The following is a 16820-nucleotide window of genomic DNA, read 5'->3' as shown; positions in this document are numbered from 1 at the left end:
CTACTGCAGCGCCAGCTCCACCCGGTTCCGGCCGGCCGCCTTGGCAGCATAAAGTGCCGCGTCCGCTTCGCCCAGGAGGGTGGCGGCATCGGCCCGGTGCTCGGCGGTGAACGCGGAAATCCCGGCGCTTAGCGTCAGCTGCCCCAGCGGGTCCCCGGAGTGGACAATCTCCAGCTCGCGCACGCTGTCCAGTGCCCGCTCCATAAAGGCCTTGGCGCTCAGCTGCGACTGGTTCGGCAGCACCAGCAGGAACTCCTCGCCGCCGTACCGGTACACGCCGTCGCTCCTCCGGGCCGCACCCACCAGCGCCTTCGCCACGGCCCGCAGCGCGAGATCGCCCGCCTGGTGCCCGTAGATGTCGTTGTAGCTCTTGAAGTTGTCCACGTCGCACATGGCCACGCAGTACCCCTCCGTGTACCGCTGGCTGCGCGCATGCAGTTGCCCGAGATCCTCGGAGAGCTTGAGCCGGTTGTGCAGGCCGGTGAGCGGATCGGTCCGCGCCTGCTGCGAAAGCACTTTCCGGTAATGCGCCAGGTCCGCATGCAGCGTAGTCACCCGGAGTGCCACAAGGAGACGCGCATGCAGGACGAACGGGTCCAGCGGCTTCGTGACGTAGTCGTCTGCCCCGGCTTCGAGTCCGGCGAGCACATCGTCCCGGGATCCCTGCGATGTCAGAAGCACGATATACGTGTACAGGTCAGCCTCGCGCGCCCGGATGGCCCGGCACAACGCCAGCCCGTCCATGCCGGGCATCATCCAGTCCGTGACCACAACATCGGGCTGGTGTTCCAGGTACAGGGCCCACGCCTCGTCACCGTCCGCCGCCGTCAGGCAGTCATGCCCGGAGCGTTCGACGGCGGCGCGTGCCACCAGGAGCGAGCCCGGATCGTCATCTGCCACCAGGACTTTCACTGTGCCACCTCCAGCGCTAAGTTGAGTTCAAAGTCCACCCGCACGAGCTCACCTTCCAGCCGGGAGACCAGCTGCGGGCCGCCGTCGAGCTTGCCGCTGCGTCCCATCGCCTCCAGTTCCCCGCACAGTCTGGCGACGGCGGTGGCGCCGATGTTGGCCGCCGCACCCTTCAGTGCGTGCGCCGCCTGCGCCAGGGCCGGCCCGCCGCCGTCGGTCACCGCTTCGTGCAACGCCGCGAGACGTGCGGGAACGTCCTTCCGGAATGCTTCCGTCGTGGCGGGAAGCAAGCCCAGGCCGTCCTCCGGGCCGAGGCCGCGCAACATGGCGAGCCGCTCCGCGTCAAGGGCCGGCGCACCTCCACCGGTGACGGCCAGCAGCTGAGGTGCCTCCAACTGGGGAGCGTCCTCCAGCCGACTAGCCTCCGGCTCTTGCGGCGTAGAGAGCGGCGCTTGCTCGGGGACCCAGCGGGCGAGGGCTGCTTCAAGCTCGGCAGCGTCCACCGGCTTGGAGAGGTAATCGTCCATGCCTGCCGCGAGGCAGCGTTCCCGGTCTCCGTCCAGGGCGCCGGCGGTCATGGCGATGATGGGGAGATGGCTGGCCCCGTCGCGCCGCCGGATGACGCGGGTAGCCTCGAACCCGTCCATCACCGGCATGTGGCAGTCCATCAGGACGGCGGCGTACCGCGTACTGGCGGTGGCGGCTACGGCCTCTGCTCCATCGGCAACTACATCCACGGCGTAACCAAACTTGGCCACCGTGGCGCGGGCCACGAGCTGGTTCACTTCGTTGTCCTCCACCACAAGGATGCGGCCCCGTGACGGCGCAGGGGGCCTCCCTCGAAGGGACAGCCCAGCGGAGGAGTGGGCGAGCGGCTCAGACGACAACTCAGCAGTCAGGTCCGCGTCGGAAGGCCGGCCGGACGCGGAAAGCGCCGGGGCGTGGTGTTCACTCGTGGACATCAGCCGGACCAGGCGGTTGTAGAACTCAGAGCTGCGGACCGGTTTCATGAGCCATTCGCGGACTCCGGCGTCGGCGATTTCGGCGGCGTTGACCTGCATGGTGGACGTGAGCATGATCAGCTCGATGTCCGCCAGTGCGCCGTCGGCCTTGAGTTCGCGGGCCAGCTCCAGTCCGTCGGTATCGGGCATGCAGAGGTCCAGTACGGCGAGGTGGAAAGGAATGCCGTCCGCTGCGGCTTCGTGGGCGCGGGCCAATGCGGCCCGGGCATCCGGGACCGCCTCCGGCTGCAACTTCCAGCCGCGCAGTTGGGATTCCAGCACCAGGCGGTTGGTGGCGTTGTCGTCCACCACCAGGACACGCAGCCCGGTGAGGAAACCGGCCGCCGGTACGGGATGCGTTGACGGCGGGGCCACGGGCACAGGGATGCGGAACCAGAACGTGCTGCCCTGGCCCGGAGAGCTGTCCAGCCCGATCTCGCCGTCCATGGCATCGGTGAGCCGGCTGCAGATGGCCAGACCCAGGCCGGTGCCGCCGTAGCGCCGGGTTGTGGAAGCATCGGCCTGGGAGAAGGATTCGAACAGCCGCGCGTGGTGCGCGGGGTCGATGCCGATGCCGGTATCGCTGACTTCGAAGCAGACCATGGCGGTGGCTCCTGGTTTCGCGTCCGGCGTCTCGGTGGTCACACGGATGGAAACTTCCCCGGCCGCCGTGAACTTCACGGCGTTGGAGGCGAGGTTCAGCAGGATCTGGCGGATCCGGCCGGAATCACCGTGCAGCCTGGCCGGAACGTCCGGTTCGCAGTAGGCGATCAGCTCCAGGTTCTTGGCCTGCGCGGGCTCGGTCAGCAAGCCCGCCACTTCCTCCACCATGACGCGGGGATCGAAGGCGCGGATATCCAGGTCAACCTTCCCGGCTTCGAGTTTGGAGAAATCCAGGATGTCGTTGATGAGGGACAGCAGCGCCTCACCGGCGCCCTTGATGCCCTGGGCGTACTGCTTTTGAGTTTGGTCCAGCGGTGTCTCCAGCAAAAGTGCCGTCAGCCCCACCACGCCGTTCATGGGCGTGCGGATCTCGTGGCTCATCGTCGCCAGGAACTCGGACTTGAGACGGGTGGATTCCAGTGCAGCCTCGCGGGCCGCCTCGAGTTCCTTCTCGGCTGCCCTGCGTACAGTCATATCCTGGGCTATGCTCGCGACACCGCGCACACGTTGACCATCGCGGATGGGGGAGGCGGTTATCGCTACCGGGACCCTGGTGCCGTCCTTGCGGACATGCTCGCTTTCGAAGGTCTGGGCTTCGCCACCTGCGGCGACGGAGGCGAGGACTTCCGCCACCCGCCCGCGGCGTTCCGGCGGCAGCAGAAAGCCGGCATGCCGCCCTATCACCTCAGCCGATGTGTAGCCGTAGACCTTCTCAGCACCCGGGTTCCAACTGGAGATCACACCGTCAGGGGTGGTGCCCATAATGGCGTTGGCAGATGAATTCACAATCGCGCCGAGTCCCTCGAGCTCCGCCGTCCGGGCAGCAACCTCCTGCTCCAGCCCGGTGGTAAGGGTGAGGTTTTCGATGATGATCAGCACCTGGCGGACCAGGATGAGGGCCACCGTGACCCTGGCCACCACCAATAGGAAGGCACTCATCTCGTGCACGTGCGGGGCTGCGACTACCACCACTGCCACCAGGATCGGCGCGTAGGGGAGCAGTTCAAGGGCCAGCGCAAACGCCTTGCGGTCCTGCCGGGGTTTCTCCGCATAGGGGAGCAGCGGTGCCAGCGCAATCAGGAGGAAGGCGCCGATCCAGCCAAGGGCGAGGGGCGATCCCGTGACGCCCGTGACGCCGTCGAACGTCAGCTTCACATAGGTGCTGTCGGTGATGGTGAGCAACAGCAGGCCGCCGCCGAAACACATCCACGGCAGCCGTTCGCCGGGCTGCCGGCGCATCCCCAGGGCAAGCACCAGGGACGTGATGACCATGTCCATCACGGGGTAGCCCATGGACGTGAGCCGGGTCAGGAGGTCACCTTCCGCGCTGAACGCCGGGCCCAGCGCCGTGTACCAGCTGACCACCAGGACTGAGCCGGCGATCACCGCGGCGTCCAGCACCGTCCGTGCCAGTCCCGCGCGGGTGGTGCCGCCTGGGCGCCTGAAGCTGAAAAGCGCGAGGGCAGCCGGCACCGAATGCGCGAGGAACAGGGCATCGGCCAAGGAGGGGAACGGGTACACGTGGTCGTTGGTGAGGCCTAGGTAGGTCCACACCGCCATACCGGCCGCCCATACGTAAGCGGCCACCGACATCAGGGTCCAGGCCCGGGCGTTCACCCCACCGCGCCAGGCGGCGCTGGCGCAGCTTCGGCCTGCCAGCACGGCGGCAATGAGGATGGCGAAGTCACCCGCCACCACGGCCGTGGTCGTGCCGCTGTTGGCGGCAAAATACAGTCCAAGAACACCCAGCACAACAGCACCAAGCGCGATCAGCCAACCCAGCCTGGCCGTGCTCCTACTGATGGCGGGACGTTTTTCCAGAAGACCGGTGTGAGACACGCGGATCCCTCCCCATAGGTGCGCCCGTCACCCACGAAAAAGCGAGACCTGGGCCCGCCCGAGACCTGGGCAGAGACGCATCCCTATGATATCCCTCACAAGTCAAGAAGGACCGTACTTCGCGTCCACATGAACTACCTCCCGGCCCGCGCGCTGCAGCAGGCTTGCCGCCACCCCGGAGCGGTATCCGGTGGCGCAGTGCACCCACACCGTGCCCGCCGGAATCTCGGCCATCCGCGGCAGCAGCTCATGCAGCGGGATGTTCACCGCCCCGGCGAGGTGGCCGGCGTCGTACTCATCCGTCCGGCGAACGTCCAGCACCACGTCCGCGGGCCCGCGCCCGTGCAGCATTTCGGTCCAGTCCACACGCGGATAATGCACGACGGCGGTGCCCGGGGCGAGTTCCGACGGGTCCGTTCCGAGGGCGGCATCGGGGGAGTCAATGCCGATGCGGGTCAGGTCCCGGATGGCCTTTTCGACGTCCTCCACTGGTCCCACCAGCGTCAGCCCTTGGTTCCAGGGCAGGACCCAGCCCAGGTATGCGGTGAAGCTGGAGCCGCGGCCGTACTCGAAACTCACCGAGCCCTGCAGATGGCTGCTGGCGAAGGCCACGCGGTGGCGCAGGTCCACCACCCATTCGCCGTCGGCAAGCCGGCGGCTGAGCTCCACCGGATCTACGGATTCCGGTACGGTGAGGTCCGCCGGCCCCGGTCCCGTCCGGTTCGCGGGGGCCATATGCGCGTAGTAGGACGGGTAGGCGGTCAGGTTGTTGATGAGCTCCCGCACAAAGTGGTCCTCATCGGCGTCCGTAAACGCGTGGTTGGCCTCCTGCTGTTCGGCAATCGTGGAGGCGTGGACGCTCGACGCCGGCCCGGTCGAACAGAACGAGCCGAACCCGTGCGTGGGGTACAAAGCGGCGTCCGGCTTGGCCTCGGCGGCCAGACGGCGGACCGAGGAGTACTGGGCGTGGGTGAGCCGTTCCGTGTCCTCGCCGCTGACCAGATCGGTGCGCCCCACCGACCCGTACAGCAAGCTGCCGCCCGAGAACACGGCCTGCTGCTCGCCGTCGCTGACCACATAGCTGAGGTGGTGGTGGGTGTGGCCGGGAGTGGCCAGGGCCTTCACGGTGAGCCGTCCCACCTGGGCCGTGCCGCCGTCGGCTATTGGTGTGCGTTCAAACCCGACGTCGTCGTTTGCGCTGACCAGATACTCGGCACCGTGCGCCCGGGCCAGGATGAGCCCGCCAGTGAGGTAGTCGTTGTGCAGGTGGGTTTCGGCAACGTGGGTGATCCGGACGTTGGCGTCCGCGGCCGCGGCCTCCACCCGGTCCGTGTCCCGCTGCGGGTCGATGACCAGGGCCACCTCGCCGTCGTGGACCAGGTAGCTGCGGTCCCCGAGCGGCCGTGTTTCGATGACAACGACGTCCATAGGTTCATTGTCCTCCCGCAGGCGCATAACATGCTCCGGTCAGCCGGTCTTTGGCCGCCGCGCCGCCAAGGCTGCCAGGGCGTCCTCCGCCTGCCGTCCGGCCAGCTCCAGCCGATGGCCGGACTCAGGCAGCGAGAAAAGGTATCCCTGCAACGAGTCGCAATCCAGCGCGGTGAGGTAATCTGCCTGCACGGCCGTTTCAACGCCTTCGGCGGTGACGGTCAGGCCCAGGCTGTGCGCCATGTTGATCATGGAGCTGAGGATAGGCAGCCGTTCTTGTCCCGTCCGCACCATGGACACAAACGTGCGGTCGATTTTTACGGTGTCCACCGGCAGGTCCTGCAGCCGGCCCAGCGACGAATAGCCCGTGCCGAAGTCATCCAGGGCCACCCGGACGCCGGCCTCGCGCAGGCTGCTGAGTTGCCGGATCAGGCCGCAGTCAGGGTCGAAAAACACGCTCTCGGTGACTTCCAGGACCAGCTGGTACGCGCCCACGCCACAGGCCGCTGCCAGGCGGAGGACGCCGTCGGCAAAATTCGGTTCCTGCAGCTGCATGCCGGACACATTCACCGCGAGGGACCGCGACGGATCTGCACGCAGCCACGGCGCCAGCTGCACCAGGCTGAGCCCCATGACTTCGTTGCCGATTTCGCCGATCAGGCCGCACCGCTCCGCCATCGGGATAAAGTCCGACGGCGGGATGCGCCCGCCGTCGTGGTCCCACCGTGCCAGGGCCTCGAACTGGACGGCGAGCCCGATCCGCGGCGAGACAATCGGCTGGAATGCCACCGAGATCTCACCGCGCGTCACCGCGAGCTGGAGTGCTGCTTCCATCACCGTGCGCTGCACCAGGGCAGTCATCATCTCCGGATGGAAGCGCAGGAAACGGTTCTTACCGGCTGCCTTGGCCGCGTACATGGCGATATCCGCCTCACGAAGCAATTCGGAGGCGACCATTGCCTCCTTGCCAATGGAGGCGAGCCCCAGGCTGAGGCTCGGCCGCATCAACGTGCCGTTAATGGTTACGGGGACGTGCAGGCAGCGGACGATGCAGGCGGCAATGGCATCGGCGTCGGGGCAGGCCGTCAGCAGCACCACAAACTCGTCGCCGCCGAGGCGGGCCACCACGTCCGCGGTGGGGACGCAGCCGCGGAGCCGGCGTCCCACTTCCACCAACATGTCATCGCCTGCCTGATGGCCAAGGATGTCGTTGACTTCCTTGAAATCGTCCAGGTCGATAAGCAGGACATCCACGGTCTTGAAGCGTGGTTCGGTGAGGGCCTCCGTGAGGGACTGGTTGAACACCGCCCGGTTTGCCAGCCCGGTGAGCGGATCCTGGAAAGCCAGGGTCCGCAGCTGTTCCGCCTGAGCCGCCAGGTCAATCAGGGCCTGCTCGGCTTGCTCCTGCGCCAGCCTGCGCGGCGTGACATCCCTGAAGCTCCACACTCGGCCCGCGATCCTCTCGCCCACCCGTTGCGGGCGCGAATACCGTTCCAAGGTCCGGCCGTCCCTGAAGTCCAGCACATCATGGCTTTCGGCCCCCGGGTTCTCCGCAACCTCTGCGAGCCGGGCCATAAACGCCTCCGGCTTCGCAACCTGCGAGATGATCAGCCGCATGATCGGTTCATCAGTGTCGCCATCGAGTAACTCGGGCGGAATGGCCCACATTTTCAGGAACTGGTCATTGAACCCGGTAACACTGCCGTCGGCGTTGATCACCAGGATGCCGTCCGCCGTGGATTCGAGCGTGGCCGTCAGCAGCGACATGGCCTCGCGGAGGTCGGCGTCAGCTCCTTTGCGGTGTTCCGTGCTCCGGACTGAGACCAGCAAAACCTGGGATCCGCCGTTGTCCAGCAGTGCGCCTGCCACCTCGGCGGCGAACTCTGTACCGTCCCGGTGCAGTCCGTAGACTTCCCGCGGCAGCGGCGCTTCATCCGGCTGCGCCTGCAGGTGCTCCTGAAGCAGCCGTGTTTCATTCCGGAACCCGTCCGACAGGAGCAGCCCGTGGTCGCTGCCGATCAGCTGATGGCGCGTGTAGCCAAACAGCTTGCTGGCCGCCGCGTTGGCCATTTTGATGGTTCCGTCCGCGTTGACCGTTATGAGTGCGTCCGGGCTGGCATCAAGAAGCGCTCCGAAGTTTTGCGCGCCCACATCTTCGTCCCGCCGCCTGGAACCCCCCATGCGCTACCACCCCCACGCACATCATAAAGGGCGGGTTGTGATCCCGGTACAAAAAATGCGTGACTTTTGAGTGGCCCTTGGGAATGGAGGCCCGGGAATTCAGGCTTCTGCTGGGCCGCGGCGGTGGAAACGGGCTAAGAGTTACGCATTCCCGTCAGGCCAGGCGCGGAAACAAGACCCGCAGCGGCAGCGGCGTTGGTGCCCAGGCCGCGGACCACCCAGCCCTCCGCCTGCCAAGCCACAACGTCCAGTACGTTTCGCGCATCCAGGACCACCCGGCGTCGTACCAAAGCGCCCGCAACGGCAGGGCTCAGGCGCTGGTACTCGTCCCACTCGGTGAGCAAGAGGACCAGCTCCGCACCTTCCAAAGCCCGGGTTGCGGAGGCTTCGAACCGCAGTTGCGGATACCGCAGCCACGCGTGGTTCACGGCTTTCGGATCGGTCACCGTGACCTGCGCGCCGGCGGCTGCCAGTTGGGCCGCGACGTCCAGGGCGGGGGAGTCGCGGATGTCATCGGTCTCTGGCTTGAAGGAGGCGCCGAGGATGGTAACGGCGCGTCCGGGGAGCCCGCCGCCGCACAGCTCCGCGGCAAGCGACACGGTCCGGGTCCGCTGACGGACGTTGATGGCATCCACCACGCCCATCCAGTCGTTGACCGGGTCCACGCCCAGCGCGGCGGCCTGGCTGCGGAGGCTGCGGATGTCCTTGGGCAGGCACCCGCCGCCGAAGCCCAGCCCGGCATGCATGTAGCGGTTGCCGATCCTCGGGTCCATGCCCATAGCCTCGCTGAGTTCGGCCACGTCCGCGCCGGACGCGTCGCACAGTTCGGCGATGGCGTTGATGAAGCTGACCTTCGTGGCCAGGAAGGCGTTGGCGGCCGACTTGATCAGCTCCGCGGTGGCAAAGTTGCACACCAGTCGCGGAATGCCGGCGTTCAGCAGCGGCTCATATACGGCATCCAGCGCAGCCGTCACCCCACGCGGCGCCCCCGTCCTGGGGTTGAACGCCGCGCTGCGTCCGCCCGCCACGCCGTAGACCAGCCGGTCCGGCACCAGCGAGTCCTTCACCGCGGTGCCTTGGCGCAGGAACTCCGGGTTCCAGCCCAGCTGCACGTCCGGCCGCCCTGCAAGGACGCCCTGGAGCATGTCCACCGTGCCCACGGGCACCGTTGATTTACCGACGACGACGGCGCCCCTCGCCAGGTGGGGGAGCAGCGCCTCGGTGGCTGAAACGAGAAAGGTGAGGTCGGCGCCGTCGGACGTTTTGGACTGCGGTGTCCCGACGCACAGGAAGTGGACCTGGGCGCCGGCGGCAGCGGCGACGTCGGTGGAGAACGTGAGGCGGCCGGTGCTGCGTCCGTCACGGAGCAGTTCGTCCAGGCCGGGTTCGAAGAAGGGGGCCAGGCCGCGCCCCAGCTGGTCCACTTTGGTGGCGTCCACGTCGATGCCCACCACGGTGTGGCCCATGGATGCGAGCGTGGCGGCGTGCACTGCGCCGAGGTAGCCGCAGCCGATCACTGATATTTTCACAGGGACGCTACACTTCCGGAGATAGAGGACACAGACAGTACTTCGCGGTATTGCTCCTCAAGCTGGGCACACAGCACCGGCCAAGTCCGTGCCTGGACCGAGGCGTGCGCTGCCGTGGCGAACGCGCGGCGCTTGGCGTCGTCGCCCATCAGGTCCATCACCCGGGCTCGGAAGCCGGCCAGGTCGCCGGGCCGGTACAGCCAGCCCGTGCGGGAGTTTTCCACCAGGTCCAGGGGCCCGCCGCGCCCGGTGGCCACCACCGGTACCCCCGATGCCATTGCCTCCTGGATGGTCTGGCAGAACGTCTCGAACTCGCCGGGATGGACAAAAAGGTCGAAGGACGCCAGCGCCCTCGCCAGCTCCTCACCGCCGAGGAACCCCGTGAACACGGCGTCCGGCAGGGCTTCCTGTAACGCGGACTGCTGGGGTCCGTCGCCCACAATCACCAGCCTGGTATTCGGGACGTTGGCGAGCGCGGCGAGGTCCTCCACCTGTTTTTCGACAGCCAGCCGGCCCACGTAGCCGATGATCCGCTCACCGCCGGGGGCAACCGTTGCCCGCCACCCGGCGTCGCGCTTTTCCGGCGAAAACCGCGCGGTATCCACACCGCGCCGCCACATGCCTACCCGCGGAATCCCGCGGCCGCGCAACTGGTTCAGCGCGAAAGTGGACGGCACCAGGGTCCGGGTGGCCAGCAGGTGGATGTTTTCCACCCGGTTCCACGCCCAGTTCTCCAGGTACGGCACACCATACCGGGCGGCGTAGCTGGGAACCTCGGTCTGGTAGATGGCTATGGTGGGGATCCCCAAATGATGCGCGGCCTGCACTGCACGCCACCCGAGGATGAACGGCGATGCGAGGTGGACGACGTCGGGTGCGTAGTCGGCAAGGATTCGCTTGACCCGGTACACACCGCCCATCGCCACTCGCACGTTGGTGTAGCCGGCCAGCGGGACGGCAGGAACCCGGTGTACCGTTGCGCCGTGAACCACCTCTGCGGGTCCCGGGAACTCGGCGACCGCATGGGTGGAAGGGGCGATGACCAGGACCTCGTGACCCTGATCCTTCAGGTGTTCAAGCACCCTCAGGATGGAGTGGGTCACCCCGTTCATCAGCGGCAGGAATGACTCGGCAACAATTGCGATCCTCACCCCTCCACGGTGGGCGCGCCGCCTGACGGGGCGGGGTCACGCGGGTTGAGCGGAGGGAAAGGTTGGGTTAACAGATCAGCCCTCGAGGTCCTTCGTGGCTCCGGCCGCGGCTGCAGCAGCGGTGGCGTTCGCCTGCGCAGTCAGCTCCGTCCGGCGGGCGTTGGCCGTTCGCACCCGCCCAAGAGTCCAGAGCGCGGGCTGTTTGATTATGTGCCGAGGATCTCGCGGGCAACCCGCTGGGCTTCGATCTCCTCAGGGGCAACGGTGGTTCCGCGGAGGAAGCCCGCAGTGGCCATGAGTTGCCGCAGCTCCGCTTCAGTGCGGGGCGTGGTCACCCCGTGGTGCGCCATGGCGTGGCAGTTGGCGCACAGCGGAACCAGGTCCGTGAGCGGGTCCAGCAGATAGCCGATGCCAAGCTGGGACGCCGGCACCACATGGTGGACATCGATGAAGTCCTTGCCGAGCTTCCCGTACGCCAATTCGAAGGAGAACCCGCAGGCCGCACAGTTGGTGCCGCGGTGCGCGATGCAGGCCCGCCGCGCCACGGGGTCGTGCTCGTAGCGGTTGGCGCTGACGCGCACGACGGCGGTCTCCGGGTACGTGCCGGGCACAGGCTGGGTGGGGTCCGGTCCTTGCGTTGGCCCGTGTGTGGCCCAAACGCTGCGGATGACCGCCGCATCGCCAGGTCCGAGCGCCATGCATTCGGTTTCGGCGCTGTCCCACGCGACGCCAGGCACCGCTTCGTCGAGGACCGCGGCTGGCACGTGGTCGCCCAGCGGCAGGAGCGCATCGAACGCCACCTGCACGGTGCATTCAGGCTGATCCGGGGTGGGCTCGGACTCCGACAGGACAACGCCATGGCCGATCAAACCGGGACCGTGGGCTCCCATCAGGACCAGCCACACGCCGGTGCCGGCGGCAACGCTTCGGCCCACGCTCCAGGGCTCCAGTTGCAGCCCTGTCGCGGCGACCTGTTCGATAACGGCTGCGTAATTCCAGCGGTTCCGGCCGGCCGGGTCCCAGCCCAGGATGATGTCGCTCATGGGGCCATTGTTGCAGGCCCAAAGGCCTGTGGCGCCTTGGCGCGGACAGCCACCTTGCGGCCCTGACTTCCACGTGCGAACCGGCAGCTAATACCCGCAAAACCGAATTTTGACGTTAGTAAAGCCGGTTCGCGTCAGCGGGTGGGCCTCGTTTCCGGACCTCCACGCCCGCTAACCGCGTACCGTCGGGGCCCCGCGTCGCCGTCGGCGGGTTGGGTGGGCGCAAAGAAGCCGGTGCAGCTGTTCGCGGAACGCGGCAACTGCACCGGCAGTAGGACGAAAATTCAGAACTTATGGATCATTTCTCATTCGCGGCTCCTGTATCCCGGCCTGTCATTTCCGGGCTATTTCCTCTCGCTGGACATGTTCCGTGAGAACAGCCAGCCAGCAGCAACCATCACTGCGCCCAGCACCAAGTGGGTCCAGTTGTCAGCCATGTTGAGCGACAGGAAATTGGCCGCAGAACCCACACCGACACTGAGACCGAAAATGGCGAGGACGATGTACAGCGCGCCTGCCCCGATGAGGAAGTTCCGTGCGCCATGTTCGGTCCGGGCCATCGCCCAGCCCGTGGCACCAATGGCCAACTGCACGATATTGAGCAGCATGGACACCTGGAACAGGCCAAGGAACATCGCATGGGAATCAGGTCCCAGGAACATCAATTCGCTGTACTGAGTGGTGACGCCGGGGATAAATCCCAGGACACCCACCAACAACAAGACGATACCTGCTCCCATGCCGGCGTTCTGGACGTCTGCGCGCCCAAAATGAACGCCGTGTGCATGTGGGGATGCGGTAGTCATTTTTCTGCCTCCAACCGTGATTGCGGACATTCCAATTTTACGGCGGTCCTGTGAAAAAAGCGCCGGATCAAGCCCGGACAGACTGGACTCCCGATGACGGCGCCATCACCGGCGGGTGCCTTACCACCGTCGTCGTCCGCTGCTGCGCCGGGGACTCCGCCGGGAACTCTGGCTGCTGGAACTCCGCCTACCTCGTCGCCGGGAACGCCCGCGGGCCGGCCCCTGAACCGCGCGACGTGGCGCCGCGGGACGCATGGGCTGCGCGCACCTCAGCACCGGACGCGGGTTCATGATCAGCACCGCGGACTACGAACTCTGGTGAGGCACGTCCCGCAGGGAGAATGAGCCTGTCGAAGCCCGGTCCGACGGCCCGGCCGTGACACCATGGGACACGATGAAACTGCGCGCTGATCAGACCGGAGACCGTGGCCTTCCCATGCCCTTGTGGCTGCAGGGAGGCCTCGAAACGGCGCAGGCCGCCATCATCTCCGCGCTCCTGGCGGTGGTACCCATTGTGGCCGTCTGGGCCACAGCCGGGTTCCAGAACACCGCGTTTGATGCCCTGGCCCGCCTCGCCGGCCAGGGCTGGCTGCTGATTCACGGGGTGCCGCTGCAGCTCACCGTTGTCTCCGGTGAGGCTGGCGCGGCCGGCGGTTCAGGCTCCGGCCTGCTGACCCTGGTGCCCCTCGGCCTGACCTTGATTCCATTCCTGCTCGCCTGGCGCGCGGGGCGACGCCTTGCCCGGGCCTCCTATACGGACCAGCTGTGGCAGGCGCTGCTCGGGTCCTGGCTGGTCTACTCGGCGTTCGGCGCGGCCACCGGCTTTGTATGCCGCACCGCCGACGTCGTCATCAACATCTGGTTCGCCATGCTCATCCCGCTGATCCCGTTCGCCCTCGGCATGGTGATCGGCGCCCGACGTGAGGCAGGCTCATGGAGCCGGCTGATCGGCGTCGACGCCGTGGACTGGATCTCGCGCACCAGTCAGCATTCCCGCTGGGCCGGCTCGTATTTCGGCTCCGCGGCCAAGGCGGGCTGTGTCGCGTTACTGGCGGCGTTTGCGCTCGCAGGTGCGCTTCTGGCGGTGGACCTCTTCATCCACTGGAACCTGGTTATTGCCGTCTATGACGCGCTCGACGCCGGCGCGGTAGGGGGTGCGGCGCTCACCATCGCGCAGCTTGGGTACCTGCCCAACCTGGTGATTTTTGCGCTGGCCTGGGTCTCGGGCTCGGGTTTTGCCCTGGGCGTTGGCTCGCAGGTGGGTCCGCTGGGCACCGCCACCGGGCCGCTCCCGTCCATCCCGGTCTTCGCTGCCATCCCGTCGGGTCCGCTGGATTACGGGTTCGTGGCCCTGGCAGTGCCGGTATTGGCGGGTATCCTGGCTGGCTGGTGGTTCCTGCGCGAAGGCGAAAACCACTTTGACGAATGGCTCTCCATCAAGATTGACGCGCGCTGGTTCACGGCCACGGTGTCCACCCTAGCCCTCGGCGCGCTGGTAGGGGTTGTGTCCGGGCTGCTGGCCGCGGGGCTGGCCTGGCTGGCCCGCGGCTCTGCCGGCCTCGGCCGCCTCACCTCCATCGGACCGGACCCCTTGTGGATGGGACTCTGGATTGCCGCGGAGGTGGGCATCGGCGTCGTGATCGGTTACGCGGCCGGACCGTGGCTGGAACGCCAACAGCACGTGGATGAGGAATCTCAGCTGAGCCGCTAATCTTTCCTGGCTGCCGCTGCCGCTGCCGCTGGGGCTGGCGTTGGCTTGGGGCTGCTACGGGAGCCCGGGCAGCGAGTTTTCCAGCTGGATCCGGCATTTGGAGAGCGCCTGGTCCGTGATGGCCTGCCGCGAGCAGGTCTGAAAGTCCTGGACCTGGCGGAAGAACAGTGCCGTCGTCAGGATGACCAGCAGCAGGATCAGCGACACCACCAGTCCCGAGATGGTGCCGAACAGGACAAGTTTGGACTCCTTGAGCCTGGCCGACCGGACCAGCAGGAGGATACCCAGCACAAAGCTCGCGGCGGTCAGGATGCCGGTGAGCCAGAGGTAGCTGACGTCGAGCTGGTAGACGAAGAAGGCGCCCAGCACGGTGACAATAAAGGTCCGGAACAGGTTGCGGGTTTTGGTGAGCGAGTCCTTGGCGGCCTCGCTGAGCGGCTGTTTGGTCCGTTGCTGGCCAGCCGGTTCCGGGGTGTTGTTCATGTTTTCCAGCCTACGCGAGCGTGCCCATAAGCTAGACCCATGCGCATCGTAGTCCTCGTTTCCGGTACCGGGTCCAATCTCCAGTCAGTCATCGACGCCGTTAAGGCAGGGGAGCTGGACGTGGAAATCGCGGCGGTGGGTGCCGACCGGGAGGGGACCTACGGCGTTGAACGCTCCTCGGAAGCCGGGCTGGAGACATTTGTGGTCAACTTCAACTCCTTCCCCACGCGCGACGAATGGGATGCCGCGCTGACCGCCCGGGTGGCATCCTACGCCCCGGACGTGGTGGTCTCCTCCGGCTTCATGCGCATCGTCAGCGCCGACTTCATCGCAGCTTTCGAGGGCAAGTACCTCAACACCCACCCGGCCCTGCTGCCCGCCTTCCCCGGCGCCCACGGCGTCCGCGATGCCATGGCCTACGGTGTCAAGGTCACCGGCTGCACGGTGCACTGGGCCGACGCCGGGGTGGATACCGGGCCCATCATCGCCCAGGAAGCCGTGGCGATTGAACCGGGAGACACCGAAGAATCCCTGCACGAACGCATCAAGGTCGTGGAGCGCCGCCTTCTGGTCAACACGCTGGCTGCCCTGGCGGCCGCCTGATTTTCGGGCGACTACGGGGGCTACTCGAGGCGGCGCTGCTTGGTCTCAGGGGAGAAGAACGCCATCCACAGGACAGCCACCAGCACCAGCCCGCCGGCCAGGGCGAAGGACGTGGCCAGACCTAGCTCGGGCCAGAAGTAGTTCGCGAAAATGAGCGGCCCAAAACCTGCCCCCAGCCGCGAAAACGTCGATGCCCAGCCGAAACCAGTGCCGCGGAGCTCGGTCGGATAGAGCTCTGACACATAGGCGTAGAGCACCGGAATCGCTATCTGCACCACAAAGCCGAACACCAGCAGCCAGAACACCGCCGCCGTCGGGATGTCCACCACAATCGCCACGATCACCAGGGTCAGCGCGGACAGCGGGCCCGTGATGGCAAGGATCCATTTGCGGCCCACACGCTCCACCAGCAGCGCGGCAACAACAACACCCAAAAGTCCAACCGCCGCCATGGACGCCGTGGTCACAAATGCCTTGTATTCGGCGAAGCCCGCACCGATCAGGATCCGCGGCATCCATGTCAGGGACAGGTAGTAGACCAGCAGGATGCTGAAGAACAAAGCCCACGCCGCGGTGGTGATCTTCCAGCTGAACTGCCACACCAGCCGCAGCTGGTGCCAGGCGCTGCCCGCGGAGAGCCGCGGGACTTCCTGGGCGTCGGGAAGGCTGTAGGCGCGCGGTTCGGCACCGGTTGCGGCCACGAGGGCGTCGATGACCTTGGCCGCTTCGTCGCGGCGGCCCTTGCGGATGAGAAACAGCGGAGACTCCGGAACGCTGCGCCTGACCCAGAACACGAGAAGAGCAGGCAGCACCATCACCAGCATGGTCAGCCGCCAGTCGCCGAACACGGCCACGAGCCCGGCTGAGACAAAGCCGGCAAGGGCCGCGCCCACCGGCCACCAGCCGTCCATCGCGGTGAGGACTTTCCCGCGCTGCTTGCGTGGTGTGAACTCTCCCACCAGCGCGTAGTCCACCGGTATGCAGCCGCCCAGACCGAAGCCGGCCATAAATCGGAACACGCAGAACCAGATGAAATCGGGGGAGAACGCGCCCAGCACGGTGAAGAGCGAGAAGATCAGCAGCGTGGCCGTAAACGCCTTCTTCCGCCCGATCGTGTCCGCGATGGTGCCCCACACAAACGCGCCCACGGCCATGCCGATCAGGTTGGACGTACCCACCCAGGCCACTTCGCCGGGGGCCAGGGCCCAGTGCGTCGAGAGCAGCGGAATCAGGATGCCGTTGAGCGTCACGTCCCACGCATCGAACATAAAGCCGAGGCCGCCGATCACGAAGATCCTGCCCTGGACTTTCCAACGCCAGGGCAGTTCCTGGACCACCTGTTCGCCGCTGGGCACAGTGGTGTAAGTATTCATCGCAGCCTCCTGTGAAAACTCTAACCGTGCCCACTGACGTCCACACTGCCGCCGCAAGCGGGGCAACCTGCGCAACACGATAAACTGGGCCTATCCCCAC

The 16820-nt window shown here is 66.6% G+C and carries 13 protein-coding genes; 3 read left to right on the top strand and 10 right to left on the bottom strand.

The features are described 5' to 3' along the window. The 8 genes from DAD99_RS03305 to DAD99_RS03270 form a co-directional block, all read right to left on the bottom strand. A complete protein-coding gene (locus tag DAD99_RS03305) occupies positions 1-912 on the bottom strand; it encodes a diguanylate cyclase (protein WP_185262870.1) in 912 nt (303 codons plus the stop codon). Then, complete coding sequence (locus DAD99_RS03300; protein WP_309233190.1) at positions 909-4412, bottom strand: response regulator; 3504 nt, start codon at positions 4410-4412, stop codon at positions 909-911. The genes DAD99_RS03305 and DAD99_RS03300 overlap by 4 nt, the downstream gene beginning before the upstream one ends. A gap of 102 nt (positions 4413-4514) precedes the next feature. Further along, positions 4515-5840 (bottom strand): rhodanese-like domain-containing protein, encoded by a 1326-nt coding sequence (locus DAD99_RS03295; RefSeq protein WP_193340313.1) that lies wholly within the window; start codon positions 5838-5840, stop codon positions 4515-4517. A 39-nt stretch (positions 5841-5879) separates the two neighbouring features. Further along, positions 5880-8021 carry an EAL domain-containing protein gene (locus tag DAD99_RS03290; protein ID WP_193340312.1) on the bottom strand — a complete coding sequence of 714 codons (2142 nt, stop codon included), beginning with the start codon at positions 8019-8021 and terminating at the stop codon, positions 5880-5882. 134 nt (positions 8022-8155) lie between these two features. Next, positions 8156-9550 carry a UDP-glucose/GDP-mannose dehydrogenase family protein gene (locus DAD99_RS03285; protein ID WP_193340311.1) on the bottom strand — a complete coding sequence of 465 codons (1395 nt, stop codon included), beginning with the start codon at positions 9548-9550 and terminating at the stop codon, positions 8156-8158. Beyond that, complete coding sequence (locus DAD99_RS03280) at positions 9547-10701, bottom strand: glycosyltransferase family 1 protein (protein ID WP_309233188.1); 1155 nt, start codon at positions 10699-10701, stop codon at positions 9547-9549. The genes DAD99_RS03285 and DAD99_RS03280 overlap by 4 nt, the downstream gene beginning before the upstream one ends. Positions 10702-10907: 206 nt before the next feature. Continuing rightward, positions 10908-11744 (bottom strand): HNH endonuclease, encoded by an 837-nt coding sequence (locus DAD99_RS03275; RefSeq protein ID WP_193340310.1) that lies wholly within the window; start codon positions 11742-11744, stop codon positions 10908-10910. A 344-nt stretch (positions 11745-12088) separates the two neighbouring features. Next, positions 12089-12550 (bottom strand): DUF4383 domain-containing protein, encoded by a 462-nt coding sequence (locus tag DAD99_RS03270; RefSeq protein WP_193340309.1) that lies wholly within the window; start codon positions 12548-12550, stop codon positions 12089-12091. 50 nt (positions 12551-12600) lie between these two features. Between DAD99_RS03270 and DAD99_RS03265 the strand changes: the two genes are divergently transcribed. Together DAD99_RS03265 and DAD99_RS03260 are read left to right on the top strand one after the other, a co-directional pair. After that, on the top strand, positions 12601-12843 hold the full coding sequence (locus tag DAD99_RS03265) for a hypothetical protein (protein WP_193340308.1): 243 nt from the start codon (positions 12601-12603) through the stop codon (positions 12841-12843). Positions 12844-12944: 101 nt separating this feature from the next. After that, complete coding sequence (locus DAD99_RS03260; RefSeq protein ID WP_193340307.1) at positions 12945-14261, top strand: DUF6350 family protein; 1317 nt, start codon at positions 12945-12947, stop codon at positions 14259-14261. 54 nt (positions 14262-14315) lie between these two features. Here DAD99_RS03260 and DAD99_RS03255 read toward each other — a convergent pair whose 3' ends face one another. Beyond that, positions 14316-14744 (bottom strand): hypothetical protein, encoded by a 429-nt coding sequence (locus tag DAD99_RS03255; protein ID WP_193340306.1) that lies wholly within the window; start codon positions 14742-14744, stop codon positions 14316-14318. 39 nt (positions 14745-14783) lie between these two features. On the opposite strand from DAD99_RS03255, the gene purN reads away from it, so the two are divergent. Next, the gene (purN, locus tag DAD99_RS03250) at positions 14784-15347 is read left to right on the top strand and encodes a phosphoribosylglycinamide formyltransferase (RefSeq protein ID WP_193340305.1); all 564 of its coding nucleotides are present in this window, start codon (positions 14784-14786) and stop codon (positions 15345-15347) included. Positions 15348-15367: 20 nt separating this feature from the next. On the opposite strand, the gene DAD99_RS03245 is transcribed toward purN, so the two are convergent. Then, positions 15368-16720 (bottom strand): MFS transporter, encoded by a 1353-nt coding sequence (locus tag DAD99_RS03245; RefSeq protein ID WP_193340304.1) that lies wholly within the window; start codon positions 16718-16720, stop codon positions 15368-15370. Positions 16721-16820: the final 100 nt, after the last annotated feature.

It is taken from the genome of Pseudarthrobacter sp. AB1, assembly GCF_014926485.1.
Classification (GTDB): domain Bacteria; phylum Actinomycetota; class Actinomycetes; order Actinomycetales; family Micrococcaceae; genus Arthrobacter.
This window is presented reverse-complemented; position numbering and strand designations above follow the sequence as displayed.